General features: G+C 53.5%; 11 protein-coding genes and 3 pseudogenes. 5 read left to right on the top strand and 9 right to left on the bottom strand.

Going from position 1 to position 15,767, the window contains the following annotated elements; translation table 11 throughout:
* Positions 1 to 86: 86 nt before the first annotated feature.
* The 3 genes and pseudogenes from LDL32_RS08085 to LDL32_RS08075 all read left to right on the top strand — a co-directional run bounded on the left by LDL32_RS08085 (position 87) and on the right by LDL32_RS08075 (position 3,240).
* Entirely contained in the window at positions 87 to 1,337 is a 1,251-nt protein-coding gene (locus LDL32_RS08085) for an IS701 family transposase (RefSeq protein WP_233065037.1), read from the top strand.
* 222 nt (positions 1,338 to 1,559) lie between these two features.
* Positions 1,560 to 2,283: pseudogene (locus LDL32_RS08080) on the top strand (IS5 family transposase).
* 147 nt (positions 2,284 to 2,430) lie between these two features.
* A complete protein-coding gene (locus tag LDL32_RS08075; RefSeq protein ID WP_233065903.1) occupies positions 2,431 to 3,240 on the top strand; it encodes a toll/interleukin-1 receptor domain-containing protein in 810 nt (269 codons plus the stop codon).
* 3 nt (positions 3,241 to 3,243) lie between these two features.
* On the opposite strand, the gene LDL32_RS08070 is transcribed toward LDL32_RS08075, so the two are convergent.
* A complete protein-coding gene (locus tag LDL32_RS08070; RefSeq protein ID WP_233065900.1) occupies positions 3,244 to 3,654 on the bottom strand; it encodes a hypothetical protein in 411 nt (136 codons plus the stop codon).
* Between the two features lie 198 nt (positions 3,655 to 3,852).
* On the opposite strand from LDL32_RS08070, the pseudogene LDL32_RS08065 reads away from it, so the two are divergent.
* Both LDL32_RS08065 and LDL32_RS08060 read left to right on the top strand, forming a co-directional pair.
* Positions 3,853 to 4,609: pseudogene (locus LDL32_RS08065) on the top strand (IS5 family transposase).
* A 454-nt stretch (positions 4,610 to 5,063) separates the two neighbouring features.
* Positions 5,064 to 6,130 (top strand): IS630 family transposase gene (locus LDL32_RS08060; RefSeq protein WP_233064331.1). Its coding sequence is split into 2 segments (ribosomal slippage): positions 5,064 to 5,550 and positions 5,550 to 6,130, totalling 1,068 coding nucleotides; the frame shifts between segments, so codons are not numbered across the junction.
* A 715-nt stretch (positions 6,131 to 6,845) separates the two neighbouring features.
* On the opposite strand, the gene LDL32_RS08055 is transcribed toward LDL32_RS08060, so the two are convergent.
* From LDL32_RS08055 to LDL32_RS08020, 8 genes and pseudogenes are all read right to left on the bottom strand, one after another.
* Positions 6,846 to 7,319 carry a hypothetical protein gene (locus tag LDL32_RS08055; protein ID WP_233065898.1) on the bottom strand — a complete coding sequence of 158 codons (474 nt, stop codon included), beginning with the start codon at positions 7,317 to 7,319 and terminating at the stop codon, positions 6,846 to 6,848.
* Positions 7,320 to 7,351: 32 nt separating this feature from the next.
* Positions 7,352 to 8,152: pseudogene (locus LDL32_RS08050) on the bottom strand (IS5 family transposase); the annotation flags it as partial.
* A gap of 26 nt (positions 8,153 to 8,178) precedes the next feature.
* Positions 8,179 to 9,324 (bottom strand): RNA-directed DNA polymerase, encoded by a 1,146-nt coding sequence (locus LDL32_RS08045; protein ID WP_233065896.1) that lies wholly within the window; start codon positions 9,322 to 9,324, stop codon positions 8,179 to 8,181.
* Between the two features lie 864 nt (positions 9,325 to 10,188).
* Positions 10,189 to 11,319, bottom strand: a complete 1,131-nt coding sequence (locus LDL32_RS08040) for a hypothetical protein (protein WP_233065894.1) — start codon at positions 11,317 to 11,319, stop codon at positions 10,189 to 10,191.
* A 68-nt stretch (positions 11,320 to 11,387) separates the two neighbouring features.
* On the bottom strand, positions 11,388 to 12,710 hold the full coding sequence (locus LDL32_RS08035) for a hypothetical protein (RefSeq protein WP_233065892.1): 1,323 nt from the start codon (positions 12,708 to 12,710) through the stop codon (positions 11,388 to 11,390).
* The gene (locus tag LDL32_RS08030; protein WP_233065890.1) at positions 12,700 to 12,927 is read right to left on the bottom strand and encodes a hypothetical protein; all 228 of its coding nucleotides are present in this window, start codon (positions 12,925 to 12,927) and stop codon (positions 12,700 to 12,702) included. The genes LDL32_RS08035 and LDL32_RS08030 overlap by 11 nt, the downstream gene beginning before the upstream one ends.
* Before the next feature lie 321 nt (positions 12,928 to 13,248).
* Positions 13,249 to 14,415: an IS110 family transposase gene (locus LDL32_RS08025; protein WP_051672012.1), complete on the bottom strand. Its 1,167-nt coding sequence runs from the start codon at positions 14,413 to 14,415 to the stop codon at positions 13,249 to 13,251.
* A gap of 53 nt (positions 14,416 to 14,468) precedes the next feature.
* On the bottom strand, positions 14,469 to 15,128 hold the full coding sequence (locus tag LDL32_RS08020) for a hypothetical protein (RefSeq protein WP_233065888.1): 660 nt from the start codon (positions 15,126 to 15,128) through the stop codon (positions 14,469 to 14,471).
* Positions 15,129 to 15,767 lie beyond the last annotated feature (639 nt).

The raw sequence follows: 15,767 nt of genomic DNA, 5'->3' as shown, positions 1-15,767 counted from the left end.
AAGCCTTTGGGAAGAACAGGGCGTGAGTTCCTGAAATCTAGCACTACAGTTGCATTTTATGATGAGTTCTGACTCTATGGCTCACCATGATTCAGGATTTCATGAATGGCGGGGCGTCAGTTGAAGAGACGCTGGAACTGTGGGCATCCGGGCTTCGGGCAGCAAAGAAGCGGATTGTACCGCTGTTTACGCAGAAGCGTGTTGCGGCTTCTGCGTGTGCCTTCCTTGATGTCCTGATTGGTAACGAACCGCGCAAGACAGGATGGATGCGTGCGGAAGCAGCAGGAGATCCTGGTCCGTGGCGGCAACAGGCGCTTCTGGGTCGCGGGCAATGGGATGCCGATGTCCTTCGTGATGTCGTCAGGGACCATGTGGTCGAGCATCTGGGCACTGAAGAGGGCGTACTGGTCATTGACGAGACCGGTTTTCTGAAGAAAGGCCAGGCCTCCTGCGGCGTGGGGCGGCAGTATACGGGTTCCGCCGGCAAGATCACGAACTGCCAGATCGGTGTGTTTGGCGCTTATGTTTCGGAACGGGGGCATGCCTTTATCGACCGCGCCCTGTATCTTCCAAAAGACTGGACATCAAAGCCTGAGCGCATGAAGCGGGTTCACGTTCCTGATGACGTAGTGTTTGCGACCAAACCGGCACTGGCATCGAAGATGATCGAGCGGTGTCTGGATGCTGGTGTGCCTTTCCGTTGGGTTGCTGCGGACAGCGTTTACGGCGTGGGCGACGTGGAACGCACGCTTCGCCGGGCAGGAATCGGATATGTCCTTGGGGTCAAGGGCAATCACTGGTTCGGATCATGGGCAATGGAACCGCTGATTGCCGGAGAGGCGAAAGATATTGCAGCAGGACTGCCAGACCAGGCCTGGCGTCGTCTGTCAGCGGGGCACGGCACAAAAGGTGAGCGGCTGTATGACTGGGCGTATCTTCCGCTTGCTGACCTGGATGCTGAAGAATTTGACTGCCCTATAGCCGGACCATGGACACGTGGCCTGCTGATCCGCCGGAACATCGCTGACGGGGACCTTGCCTATTTTACGACCTGGTGCCCGAAAGGGACAACCACGCAGGAACTGGTGAACGTCGAAGGGACGCGCTGGAGAATTGAAGAAGGGTTCGAGACTGCAAAAAACGAATTCGGTCTCGATCATAACGAAACCCGCTCCTGGCATGGATGGCATCGGCATGTCTCCCTGGTCATGCTGGCCTATGCCGTCATGGCCAGTGTCCGTTACCAGGCAAACTCACTGAAACCGAAAAAAACACCGCACAGGACACGACAGTCCTCGTCCGCTGGTCCATCCAGGAAATCAGGCGCCTCGTCGTAAAACTCTCACAACGCAGGTTACCCGTCGCTCACATTCTCAGATGGTCCGTCTTTCGACGAACACATCAGGCCAGTGCCATCCGCGCGCACTCTCGCCATAAAATGCAACTGTAGTGCTAGGCTCAGGACCTATTAATTTATTGAATTGAGCGAGTTCCATGCTTCACAGATCATCGTGGAGGATGAGCCTGTGAGTGATGTATTTTTGCTGTCTGAAAGCTAGATGGAGAGGATTACACCGTATTTTCCTCTGGCTCACGGCGTGCCGCGCGTCGATGACTGGCGGGTTCTGAGCGGAATCGTTTATGTGATCCGCAACGGCCTTCAGTGGAAAGATGCGCCGGAAGCGTATGGTCCGCATAAGACTTTATACAACCGGTTCATCCGCTGGAGCCATCTTGGTGTTTTTGACCGGATCTTCGCAGCATTGAGTGAACGGGCAGGTCGATCAAAACGTCTGATGATCGATGCGGCACACCTCAAGGCACACGGGACAGCGGCGTCCCTGCTCAAAAAGGGGCTTTTTCCCACCATATCGGCCGCACAAAAGGCGGACTGAACTCAAAGCTGCATGCTGTGTATGATGGCCAGGTCCGGCCCGTCCGCCTGTATCTGACTGCTGGACAGGTCAGTGACTTCAAAGGGGCAGATGTTCTTCTGGCGGACCTGCCGGAAGGAACAGAAGAGGGAAACGGGGTTATGACAGCAACCGGATCAGACGATCTCTTGTCGAATGGAACATTACCGCCTGCATTCCACCGAGGAAGAACCGGAAATCAAAGCCATCATACAACTGGCTCCTATATAAAAAGCGCCACCTTATCGAAAACATGTTCGCAAAGTTGAAAGACTGGCGACGTGTTGCGACCAGATACGACCGGTGCGCTCATACGCTCATGTCCGCAATCCAGATCGCAGCAAGCTTCATCTTCTACCTCAAAGAATGAGTCCTGAGCCTAAGAAACTATAGCGCGGAAATAAATATCTCTATAACACATATTTATGTTTCAGTTCTTTATTGACTTATCGCTTAATGAAGTATGATCTACACATGCAGGAGTTCGAAATTACATAAAAGTATAGGGATATCATTTATGTATAAAGCATATAGTATAGTTCTCGATAATAAATTCAGTTACCGAGTAGATATTGAATCTATAAAGAAAAATATAAATCCTACCATTATATGGGAAGATTTTTTTGATGGAAAAGGGAATATTTTAGCAAGAGATCTCATCAAGAAATGGTTTCCGTCAAAAAAATTCCATATTTTCCTGTCGCATTCGCACAAAGATGAAAATAAAGCTATTGAACTTGCTGAATATCTAAAAGATAACTTTGGATTAAAAGTATTTATTGACTCTCAGATTTGGCAGCATGCAGATGAATTACTGAAATTTTTTGATGATAAATTTTGTTATAATGACGCGAGTTTTACATATGATTATGCGATGAGAAATATAACCACATCACATGTTCACAATATGCTATCTGTAGCATTAACAAAAATGATGGACCAATGTGAGTGCGTTTTCTTTCTCAACACAGAAAACTCCATTGCAAAAACAATAGATGAATCTGCGCGTTCTCAGACATATTCATCTTGGCTTTATTTAGAAATTAGCAATTTAAATACACTGCAAATAAAACCTACCAATCGTCCACCTATGGGCCCGGGTCTGGAACGATTAGATAAGTCTTTCACTGTTGAAAGTTCGCACAGGATAGCCCCCAAAATTCTATATGATATTGACTTGAGCTTTTTAGTGGATCTTGATGAAAGGAAAATGAGAGGATGGATTTCAAATTACGATGCTCTAAACCCGTATTGTATAGAAAAAAAACCAGAGGAGGCATTAGATATACTGTATTATTCACACGCCATGACGTTCAGACGAACATAGACATCACAACATTAAAAATACGATCAAAACAATTGTTGTGGCTATATACAATATAGACAATGGAGGCTGGGCCATAACTTTCCACATTGACTCTCTGGAGAGATATGGCTCAAGGCTCATTGAAAAATCAGTAGGTGCTTGGGATGTACGCACGGCGTCATATAAATGCCGAAAGCAACGCTCCATTTTCAAGTAGTATGCATCAAGATACCAAAAGGAAACTATTGGGACCAGTAATAGTAACGTCCGATAATTCCAGTGGCATGTGTCGAGTTTTGGCATCAATGCAATAACTGCGCCCGTTATCGTAATTGCTGCCGTTTTAATCGAAAACGAAGCAGTCGCCATCCGGGTTATAACAGCTTGTATGTAATCCAAATGCTTGATCTTGTCATTATGCTCCTGCTCTGTCATCTCCATACCTTTCATGGCCTAAAATTTTAAAAATAATATCATAAGATTTTCCGCATTGCTATCAGATAGCATTACCCATCTCCGAGAAGAAAAAAGATCTTCCATCCATGGGCTATTTAGGTTTTTGGGCTCAAGACCATTAATTTATGGAATTGAGCGATGTTCCATGCTTCACAGGTCTTCATGGAGGATGAGTCTGTGAGTGACGTGTTTTTGCTGTCTGAAAGCCAGATGGAGCGGATTGAGCCGTTTTTCCCTCTGGCGCACGGAGTGCCACGGGTAGATGACCGGCGTGTTCTGAGTGGGATTCTTTATGTGATCCGTAACGGGCTTCAGTGGAAAGATACGCCCGAAGCGTATGGTCCGCATAAGACTTTATACAACCGGTTCATCCGCTGGAGCCGTCTTGGTGTTTTTGACCGGATCTTCGCAGCATTGAGTGAACGGGCAGGTCGATCAAAACGTCTGATGATCGATGCGGCACACCTCAAGGCACACAGGACAGCGGCGTCCCTGCTCAAAAAGGGGCTTTTTCCCACCATATCGGCCGCACAAAAGGCGGACTGAACTCAAAGCTGCATGCTGTGTATGATGGCCAGGTCCGGCCCGTCCGCCTGTATCTGACTGCTGGACAGGTCAGTGACTTCAAAGGGGCAGATGTTCTTCTGGCGGACCTGCCGGAAGGAACAGAAGAGGGAAACGGGGTTATGACAGCAACCGGATCAGACGATCTCTTGTCGAATGGAACATTACCGCCTGCATTCCACCGAGGAAGAACCGGAAATCAAAGCCATCATACAACTGGCTCCTATATAAAAAGCGCCACCTTATCGAAAACATGTTCGCAAAGTTGAAAGACTGGCGACGTGTTGCGACCAGATACGACCGGTGCGCTCATACGCTCATGTCCGCAATCCAGATCGCAGCAAGCTTCATCTTCTACCTCAAAGAATGAGTCCTGAGCCTGGTTGCTTGTTCGGTAGCTATCCAACAGGAACATCAGTGCTGCGAACGGCTTCTTTCGATCCCCCGTTTCCAATGGCAGACCTTCCGTTTACCCTCCTAAACTGCCTGTCTGCTCAAGGAACGTGAAGCGGCCATGCCATCCTCGTCCGTAGGGGCTTCAGGGTTAATATTTGCATTGCAGACATAATTATTTCAGGTTGCCACGCTTGATTTAGACTATTGGCATTTAGGCAATACCCCATATTGAAACTTATATCCTTATTCCTATGATAATAGTTCTTATGACTCGGCGTTCAGGTTTTCTAGGCATAAAAAAGTTTAGCGCCGATCCAAATCCTGCCCGACTACGGACCGCAGTAATACCAAGGGCTATTGTCTCTGACTCATCTGTGAAGTGACGCGAAGGGCCTGTTCTGATTCTGTTGTGAGAGGGAGGATCGGGAATGGCTGGTGCGATTGCTTTACGGACGGATTATACGGCTTCTGCGTTACGACGTCTGGCTTCTCGTACGCGGGATGCGAATGTTGCACGGCGCCTTTTGTCTCTGGCTGCGGTGCGCGATGGTGCCAGCCGTGGCGAAGCGGCGCGGATCGGCGGCATGGACCGGCAAACCCTGCGGGACTGGGTGCACCGGTTCAATGCTACGGGGCCGGATGGTTTGCGGGACCAATGGCGCAACGGGTCGGTCTGCCGCCTGACAGCGGACCAACTGGCAGAATTATCGGCGCTGGTCACGACAGGGCCTGACCGTGCCCGGGACGGTGTGGTGCGCTGGCGTCGGGTCGATCTTCAGCGGGTCATCGAAGAGCGTTTTGGCGTCTCCTATCACGAACGCCATGTCTCCACCCTGCTGAAGCGGCTTGGGTTCAGCCACGTCAGCGCGCGTCCGCGTCACCCCGGACAGGATCCATCCGTCATGGACGCGTTTAAAAAAACTTCCCCACGATCCTGAGCGCCCACACCGGACATCTGCCCAAGGGCAGGCGGATTGAACTCTGGTTTCAGGACGAGGCCCGCATCGGGCAGAAGAACGGCCTTGTCCGACAATGGGCGCGGCGTGGCACCCGACCACGCCAGCCGGCCGACCAGCGCTACGAGAATGCCTGGCTGTTCGGGGCGATCTGCCCGGCACTTGGCAAGGCGGCAGGCCTGGTGCTGCCGTTTACCGGCACGGCCAGCATGCAACTGCATATCGAGGAAATCTCACGCTGCGTCGCACGCGGCGCCCATGCCGTCGTCCTGCTCGATCGTGCCGGCTGGCATACGACACCCAAACTCAGACTGCCGCGCAACGTCAGCCTGGTCTTCCTGCCGTCCCGCGCGCCCGAACTGAACCCGGTCGAGAATATCTGGCAGTTCCTCCGCGCCAACTGGCTGTCCAACACCGTGTTCAGTGGCATCGAACACATCATCGAAGCCGCATGCACCGCATGGAACAACCTCACCGCCCTGCCACAGACCATCCGATCCATCGGTCTCAGAAACTGGGCTCATATAGGTCAAAGGTGATAGCCCTTGGTATAACTCCACCAGTTCAATGGGGTTCGACAACGCAGACGCCGACCTGATCAGATTATTATAATTTACCAAAAGTGCTGCATTGCGCCGAGGGTTTAATAATAGAACATCTGACCAGATGACAGTGTCGTTCTCGATGGTTTGCGCGTATCGAAGGAGCCAGTACATTAAAACTTGCCGGAAATCCGCTGCGCCGAAGTTGCGTTCAATGTGCTTGACCTCAATGAGCGTCGAGCCAATCGCGAAGTCCCCGTTGCCCGATGCCACCCAACCGAGGCCCGGAATGAGGGGAGCATGCTCCAAAATGGTAGATGGATGCTGGGCCTGAATGCTGTTCAACATCGTCACTAGATTGCAAGCGGCATGGTCAGCAACCAAGATATCATCGGATTCAAGCTTTTCAGGAATACGTGCATCGAAATGACGACGCTGCCGCTTCGACGCAACTGCTAGACATTCATCCCACGACGCGACTGCTCCGTCCCGCAACTCGCTTTCAGCGCGCGCCATTGACAGTTCGAACATCATCGCCTTTTGGAGCCGACTTTTATCGATCATCTCGTCGGGAACCGGACTAATGCCAGGGAAGGAAAACATCTTTGCGTTCAAGGAGTTGACGAGGCCGCCAGTTAGTCGTGGAAACAAAATGTCGAGAACGCCCGGAATGTCGCGCGCAACGGTTCTCGGGTCACAACTGGGCAATCTCTTAAACGACATGCTTCACCCAGTCTTCATAACAGGCCGCAAAGCTGCTCGACGAGTCCGTCTCAATTCCGAGCCGCCACGCCTGTGCAAGCGAACCGCGCAGTTGGTCTCTTGTCTTTTGCCCTTCGTCACCAAATGCCCCAGCAGCCAGCCACAGCATTCTTTGCTCATCGGCACCCAAATTTTGCCATTGGTTACGCAGACGCGTGAAGTTTGAGCGGTCTGGCCAATGCCTCCAGCAGTCGATACAGGCGCGACGGACAGAAAAGGAGGCTGTCGAATCATAGGTTTTTCGGACGAATGTTCCACGAACATCAGTTCTGACGAAGCGGATTGCTCGTAAGAAATGCAACATATTGGCTTCAGGAATGAGCAAATGCCCACTGGTGGCTGGTATATGATCAAGTAAATCATCGAGCGCGCCGAAGATTGATGCAAACTGATCATTTGACCGAACGGCATATACCCCGCGCATGATTTTTGACCACGATGCACGGAACGAGTCTAGGTTTCGTGGACAAAGGGTATCCACTGGAGTGCTGACACGAGACTGACGAAGCCAAGATATGATTCCTTGGTTTTGTCATATCGGGTGGCAACGCGTCGCCAGTTCTTGAGTTTGTTGAACAGGCGCTCGACGAGATTGCGCCAGCGATATTTGGTTTTATCATGAGGTACAGGATTGCGACGGTTGCTTTTGCTCGGGATGACGGCTTCGATTTCGGCCTTGGCAAGTTCCTCGCGAATGAGGTCGGCATCGTAACCTTTGTCTGCCAGTAACGCCTCGATCTTGTCAGCGATCATGCGGAACAGCGGGCCGAAACCCTGAATATCGTGGGTCTGTCCCGGCGTCAGGACAAAACCGAGAGGGCGTCCCCTGGCGTCGCATCGGGCGTGCAGTTTGGTGGTGAAACCACCGCGCGATCGGCCAAGCGCCTCGGTTTCCTGTGTCCCTTTTTTATACCGATAGCACAATGATGTGCCCGGACCACCGTGCTGTCGATCATGTCGGCAGTGGTATCCCGCTCGACCATTTCAGCCAAGGTTTCGAGCATCGCATCGAACACGCCTGTCGTCACCCATCGTCGGTAGCGTCGGAACACGCTGTTCCACTTGCCATAATCATCAGGCAGGTGGCGCCACTGCGATCCGGTTCGGGCAATCCACATCATGCCTTCGAAATACAGACGATTGTCTTGCGCAGGACGGCAGCCACGACCCCTCTCAGGCGGAAGCAGCGCCCCGATGATGGCCCATTCCTCGTCCGAAAGCCCAATTCGCTCGCCCAACAACGCCTCCAAAAGGCAGCTTTGAATCAATCATGGACGTTACTGTCAACCTTTGTCCACGAAACCTAGGTTATTCGGGTTGAGAAGCGTCGCGCATAGTTGGACTGCCATATTTGGCTCTTGAAACTTAAGCGCACGACCAATTTGTGCGAGCACGAAGCTGTCAGGTTGGGATTTCTCCCGCTCGAGTTCAAGCAAAAAGGAGATGTCGATTTTCTCGAATGATTGTTTTAGTTTTTCATATTCGGCGCTCGCATTGTCCGAATATGGATCGAAGTGGAGGTCAAGTTCTCTTAACGCGAGGCTCGAATCTTCGGTCTCTCCCAACTGTGCTGAAATAAAGTCTCTATAATGTTTGGCACTCAGAAAAGTCGTTTTGCTACGATTGAGCGACAAGCCGTAATCAGCCAACGCGTGCGACAATGCCGAAAGTGCTTTGTAAGCCTCCTGTTGCGAACGACAAATCAGAGTGTAGTCGTCGACATAACGGTGCCAGATGAGCCCGGCATCGGTTAGTGATCGATCGATCGGCGTCATCATTACTTCAGCCAGAACGCGCGCGCATTGCCCACCGACCGGGAGACCGAAAGATCGGCCTGCTGCAAGCTTGCTTAGAATACGGTCAATCTGCATCGCCAAGGTTGATCCCGGCGCGAGATCCTTGATGACATTTTCGAGCCGGTGATGGTATATATGCTCGTAGAAGCTTGCAATATCGGTCTGGATTACGACAGCACCTTCTACCTCTAGGTCAGACTCATTTAAGGTCGCAAGTTTATAGGCACGCCAAGATCGGGCTCGGTCAAAAAAGCCTGGCCCCTGTGAAGCAAGCCGATATGAATGCGCACGCGCGCTTCGATGCGCCTCATTTGCTTCTGCAATAGCTAGGCCTAAGCCATTAAGATAGAGGTTCCAGAAGGGATGGATCTTGGTAGTGAGACGGAAGCCATGCGGTCCAGACGGAACAAGGAGCCGTTCCGATACGATTACGAGGCCATTCATGAAGGCGGCCGGCTTCCCAACGTTACCGGTATCAATACTTTGAAATAAGGCAAAGCACAGCCCAGCAAGATCCATTGCTTTGTCTTTGATGAAGCCATCGTCCAGATCGTAAGGTAATGTATCGTTATCGCCACTATAACCAATTTCAAGCGCTGCTCGAAAAAAATGATCTTTTTCAACATTGACCATTTTGGTCCTCTTTATGTGCTTTTTACCAAAAAATTTTCTAATCTCAGTCTCACATCTATTTGTCGCCCATGAATTTTCCTGTCTAGTGGCTTAAAGCCAGATTGAATGTAAGGTGGGTTTCTGCATCGCAATGCTCCTTATTTAGATCGAATGTTTTAGAGGCAATGGTAGTTTTCAAAAATTCAGTATTGACCTCCCTCGTAATCTCTGGAGACGTCGATTTTCGAACGTGCCCACCTGAAAGCTGACAGTCAGCTCTCCCCCCCCTTCACTGCCGGTCTGCTCAATGAATTTGAAGCAGACTGGAGGCAGTCGCTTTCATGTCGGACATACAGGCGGTTGGAAACGTTTCCGGAAAGTCGATATGAATCATCCGACGCTCTGCCGGCAAGGCGGATAGCGGACTTGCGCATGCATTTTACCCTGTCGAGGTTCGAATCTCACCACGCGGGCCATGCGGGATAGCGATGAGAACTATATCTACTCCATCTCCCTTTATACCCCTCCTAAATAGGGATGTCTGCTTCACGCCGCTAATCTCCGCCGTTAAGCCTGACCTGGTACCAGCCCGCAACCGTGTATTCTTTCATTTCGCTAGATGATGACCGGTAGGACCGATATTTGGGACAAGCCCGACGTTGTCACACCGATCCCTGAATTTCGGTTCACGCCAAAACCTGCCGCTTCCAAGCATGAAAATCGTCAGACGCTGTTGCACCCAACTGCAGCTGTCTACCAATTCCCCAGCGTGCCACCTGCCATCGTGTAGAAACGGAAGCATAACGAAAATCAAGCGCGCCTTCGCCGATGTCGCGAAGGTCGATGCGGTGAAACCCCAAATGCAGCGGCGACGCCGCTGTCGCTTTAAGGAGCCGAGGAGATCGAGGCTTGCCATTTGCCGATTGAGTCACCGGGCAGAAGCTCCTCCACCGGTGCCAAGTCGAATAATACTTCCTCGCCCGTGCGGCGAAACGAGTGCGCCTGAATCCCGACCCAAAAGAGGGCGAGCGCCTTATCCGCTGTGAACAGCGCCGGGCGCTCTTTAGGATAGATGGAGTACAGGTTGATCAGGATTTCAAGCGAGCGGAGGTCCGCCAATGCGTTGTAGGCGTCGCCATCGTCATAGTCTGGCCCGAACTTCAGGAGTTTTTTCGCCGGACTGGCGGAGTTGGGCACCATGATCGAACTGAGTACTGCCAGGACGACGAGGGAGTTCCGACGAACACCATGCCGGTCGGCCGCAGCGAGTGCTTCCCCCCAGCGGTCGGCCATGAGGCGAAAGCTAGTCGGTGTAGCGAGGGTCGGCGCAACCTCGAGCAGGAATGCCTGCTTCCTATGGAAATCTGCACGAGACTCCTCAAGTATCCCGAGCGCTCCAGCTAGGCTACCTTCGCCGACGACGAGCGTAGCTTTCGGGAGAGCCCTGCCAATGAGGCCAACGGCCTCGTTGAGCTGCGACTCCACCACGGATGGCGCCGGCAAGCTCCGTCCGTTGCTCTCCATGGCGAAGAGCATCGGATTGATGCGGACGTCCAAATTGTTGAGGAGGTCAAGGAAATCCTGCGTCGACGACACGACGGTTCCATCTTCGTAGCGCGCCTTGATCTGGCCCACGACATTGCGGTCCAGCAGCACCGTAACTCCATGCCGAGATAAGGCCAGGCCCGACGGCAGCCAGCCACCACGCTGCAGACTCACGGTCGTAGAGGAGAACACGCTCTCTAGCGTGGTGTGGCCGTGCACATAGCTGTCGATGTCCAGCCCGGGAACGTCGGTCCCTAAGACGCGAGCGTTGCTCCAGTCGAGTGGCACCGTGACCGGCAGATGGAGGCGGGCATCCGACAACTGCTTGTAGCCAAGCGGCTTGAATTCGATGCCGACGAACGAGATCGACCTCGGCGGCTCGCTCTCGCGATCTTTGTTCTCCACAAATGTCATTACCAGATCGCCCGGGCGCCCAAGATGCTCCAGACGTTCTTCGGGTGACTCAGACACTATCACTCTCCCAACACCGAAGGTCTATGATCTCAGTCTGCCTTGTCGTCTGCCTTCAGCGAACGAGTTCATTGCCGAATGCGATGCAGTCGAAAAAGTTTGTCGAAGAAATCCGTGATCCTCGCCTCGGCGCTGTTACCGACCAGTTCATTCGCTCCGAACCGATAGACTTCATATCCAGCAAGGCGCAGCTCGCGGTCGGCCGACACCATGTCGGCGTAGACCTTCAATGACGGAAGGTCGTTTTCCGAGAAGTGATGCTTGCCGTCGACTTCGATCACGATGCGCTGACGGCTGGGAAGCAGCATCAGGAAGTCCATGCGCTGACGCGGTAGCGGAAGCCGGTGGCGCAGGGTTTTCACGATAGCAGGATCATAGTGAAGGTAGACCTGCGGCAGCAGCGCAGGTAGCGCGTCGCCGAGGGCGGACCGATAGGCCTTGAAGTAGGTTGCGAAAAGTTTGCGTTCCGCGTCAGAGGCTAGGGATGCTTGGAGGCGAGTTCCGAGTTTTGCTGCATCAGCCCCTGGCGTGACCTCGCCCCACCACGAAACGAGTTCCGACCACAGAAGGCCGCTCGCGCCTATCGACCGGTCGTAGACCAGGCAACTCTCTTCGCCGGATAGAATGACGATGTCGTTGTTGATTGCATCGGCGAAGCCGATCTCCGGCTTCGGTCCTTGCGAGGCAAAGATCAAATTCTTAGGTCGACCGCCAACACCACGCGAGACGGGACGGAAACCGAACATAGGATGACCGGAGAGCTCACCGTCCTGTAAGAGCTCGTATCCGTCGCGCGCAAGAATCTTGTTGAGGGCGATGACTGTCCCTGTTTGATCGTCGCCAGACCGGGAAAGCGGATGAACGGCCTCTTCGAGCAGTGCGCCGAATCTAGCCCTAGAGCAGTCGAATGCACCGATTTCGCCGAATAAATCTTCGACCGACCAGTCGCCCGGATTCTGATCCATATGCCGATCAATTCGATCACGCAGGCTTTGCTCACGGCTTCCAAGGAAATCCTCAATCGGTGTAGAAAGGACAAAATATCGTCCAACAATTTCCACTGTGCCGCGCTCGCCGGTGAGATCATTTCCCAGGACGCGTGCGACGTTCCGCCGTGTGATGTGCGTTAGCGGCGGGTCATTTGCCTCGAGTAATTTGTGGCCCGCTTCATCAAGGGAGATGTCGCGACGATCCGCACCAAATTTCAGCGCAAGCTGCGCCAGTTGCTCCTGTGTCAGGTTCGCTAGCGCTTGTTCGATACGCAGCTGCTTTGACAAGCCCTCTTCGTGAGGCACGGTCAGCCCTGCGACCCGCTGCGGCTCCTCGCTGAGCTGGGCGTGGGTCATCCCTTGAAGGAGGCCAGCGATCAGTCCATAGAGGTTACCCGCCACGACTTGTTCCCTTCAGGATCACGCGCACAAATGCGAACATGCGCGTGAAAAGGTAGTCGACCTGATCAAGAGAGGTCAGCGCTTCCTGCGTCGTCTCAGAGTGACGAATGCGAAAGCTATTACCGATTTTGGTCAGTTCGGCGGCTTCGCGTCCGAGCGCTTGGCGAAAACCGGAGCCGGGCGCGGCGACACGATCGAGCAGTGCATCCGCTTGCACGCGTTTATCGGCCCCTCACATGAGGAGTTTCACGTCAATGGCCACTTTCACTGCGAGATCATTTTTTCTTCTCCGTGTTTTGGATCCATGGTCTGAGCCTGTTTAACGACTACCGGCGCGATGCCGCACCTGTAGAACCTCACATCCGGTCGCCGCTCGCGCGCGGCAGCACCACTATCCCGCATTCGGGGCAAAGGCTCAGGAGAACGGGACCATTCTGAAAGGTCGGCATTGCAAGCCATGGGGCCGATCGGTCCGTTCACCTGGATCCACAGGACTGATCAGGTCCTGGGGATGGGGTTTATGTCTGTGGTGTTTCCATCAGCGGGACGCCGGATGCGCGCCATCGATAACGACACCACTCGTGACATATTTCCAGAGCGCAACAAGAAGCTTGCGGGCCAGGGCAACGATCGCCGTTTTGCGGCTCCGGTTACTTCTTGCGCCCACGTGTTCATGGAACCACTGCGCCAGCGCGGTGTCAGGCTGGTAGCGGAGCCACAGCCAGGCAAGCTGGATCATGGCCGTGCGCAGGCGCGGATTACCGGATTTCGAGACGCCTTGTTCACGGTCGATCGATCCGCTTTTCCACGGCGAAGGCGCCAGACCGGCATAAGCCGCGACCTGCCGCCTGTTGTCGAAATGCCGGAACAGTCCTTCCTGCGTCAGAACGGTGGCAAACTCGGCGCCAATCCCTCTGAGACCCTGCAACAGGACAACTGGCGAACATTGATTGTTGTCATTCACTTTTGCCAATTCGTCCCGTTCGCTCTCAACCATTTTAATCTGTTCCATGAGAAGTTCGATGCGGTCCAGTTCTCGTCCGATCTGCGCCTTGAGATGCTTCGGCAAGGGATGACCATCGCCCGTTCGCAACTCGTCGAGACAGGCACGCCGATCCCGTCGCAGCGGCCGGTAACCTCGAATGCCCTGGCTCAGCAGCAGGCCCTGGACGCGGTTGATATGCCGCGTGCGCTCGCCCACCAGAACCTTACGCTCCCGACTGAGACGTCGGCGGTCTTCCTCTTCCCGTGATGGAGGGCGGACCATTGAGCAGACCCGTGCCTCTCCGCGTTTGAACGCCAGCAGCGTACGGACCAGCATCTCCCCGTCGATACGATCCGTCTTTGCACGCCGGTGCTTGCGGGGAACTGCGATCGACGCCGCATCGACGACATGGCTCTCGATCCAGTCCTCCTGCTTCAAGGCTCTATCGATCCAGAATCCATCCAATCCGGCTTCCTGAATCACCACAAGCGGAAAAAGTCTTCCTTCCCGAGCGCGGGCCTTGTCACGAAGACTAGTGAAACAGCCGAACAGGCCCGCAATATCGCCACCTTGAACCGAGTGGCGCGACATCTTCTCGCTTCCGGGTGAGAGCGATGTGACCAGCCAACTCGATTTTCCAAGTTCCAGTGAAACGAAGATCGCGCCAAGATCAACGCGGATAGCGACCGGGGTCGTGGGATGATCAGATGCCTCGAGCATGGTTCTGCCCTCCAGAGAGTTTCAGCAAGCACACTCTGACACGGCGCGGCTCGCTATCCACTCCTCATGGAATCTGGCTCAAGTGTTTTCAGCCGCTCAAACGCATCCCACAGCTTCTCCAGCGCATTGCGACGATCATCAGGCTTTGGCGAGAGAATCCACTGCCGCGCGGCTTCAAGCAGCCTGTCAGTCTCCGTATCGCCGGTCTGAAACAAGGCCCAGCCAATCGTATTGGCGATAGCCTGCGGAAGAAGGCGACGGGCCTGTCCGGTCGCTGTGAGTTCATAGGCGACAGCGTTACGGCGAAACAGGAGGTTCACGTCGGCCACAAATCGCGCAAGGCCAGCGTCTCGATCCCAACTCAAGTGATGGTGGCGGTAATAAGAGTGATAAGCGCCCCGATTTGGCTCACCCACGGCGCTGGCACAAAACTCGAGCAGATCTAGGATAACTGGCGTCTCGGGTAATTTATTCGGAGAGAGCGGCCATTCGATCCACGGCACCTCGGCGCCTAGCACCTGACGGAAGGCCTGCTCGTCACATCCGCACGGACCGTTTCCGTCAGGGCACTGTTCCGGAAAGCGCAGGCCAAATGAACCGTTGCCAATTCCCGTCTGGATCAAGCTATAGAGGCCAGCCCACAAACGCTCATCGATGACATCTATTGTTTGGGACTGTATTCCGTATTCACGATCCGTAAAATAAGTAGACACCCTTCCTCCCCATATGACTTCACAACACAGTTCGCCCTCGTGGAGATTTCGCGCATCGCGCGATCCGCGTCTCGAACGGTTCCACTTCCCAATGTGTATCAATCTATTCCAAGTTTATTGAAGAATATCTTGTGCCGCGTTTCGGCGTCCCGAAGCAGTTTCGTCCAGCTCAGGACTTCCATGTAGAGGCTGTTGTTGCCGAACCATCGGAACCATTCAAGTCCATCCGGTTTCTTACTTTTGCCCTAAAGTCGCAAACCACGCACCCGTAGAATGGCATCGTGCCATTGACAATAATATCACGACCAGCGTTTTCCTTGCCAGCCGCTCGGAGCGTTACGTCTATGTCCCCACCATCGATATCGTGGAGGGGGGGCGGCAGACTATGTGGGATTCGAACACTTATACTGAATCAATTGGCTGGTGCTTGGCTGTTTTATGAGCAAATGTCGGCTTCTAAAAAGTCTTATGGGTTACTTGAACGACCGGAATGGGGTGAAAGCCTTCGCGAGGTTCATCCATGTGAATGTCCGGTTTTACCGATCGCCCTACACAAAACCGACCTTCCGTTTACCCGCCCATTGCAGTCGTGATTTCCGGTAGGTGACGGGGAAGGCGGGTTCCGGAACAAGGGGCTGG

Origin of the sequence: Komagataeibacter sp. FNDCF1, assembly GCF_021295335.1 — a bacterium.
GTDB lineage: Bacteria > Pseudomonadota > Alphaproteobacteria > Acetobacterales > Acetobacteraceae > Komagataeibacter.
This window is presented reverse-complemented; position numbering and strand designations above follow the sequence as displayed.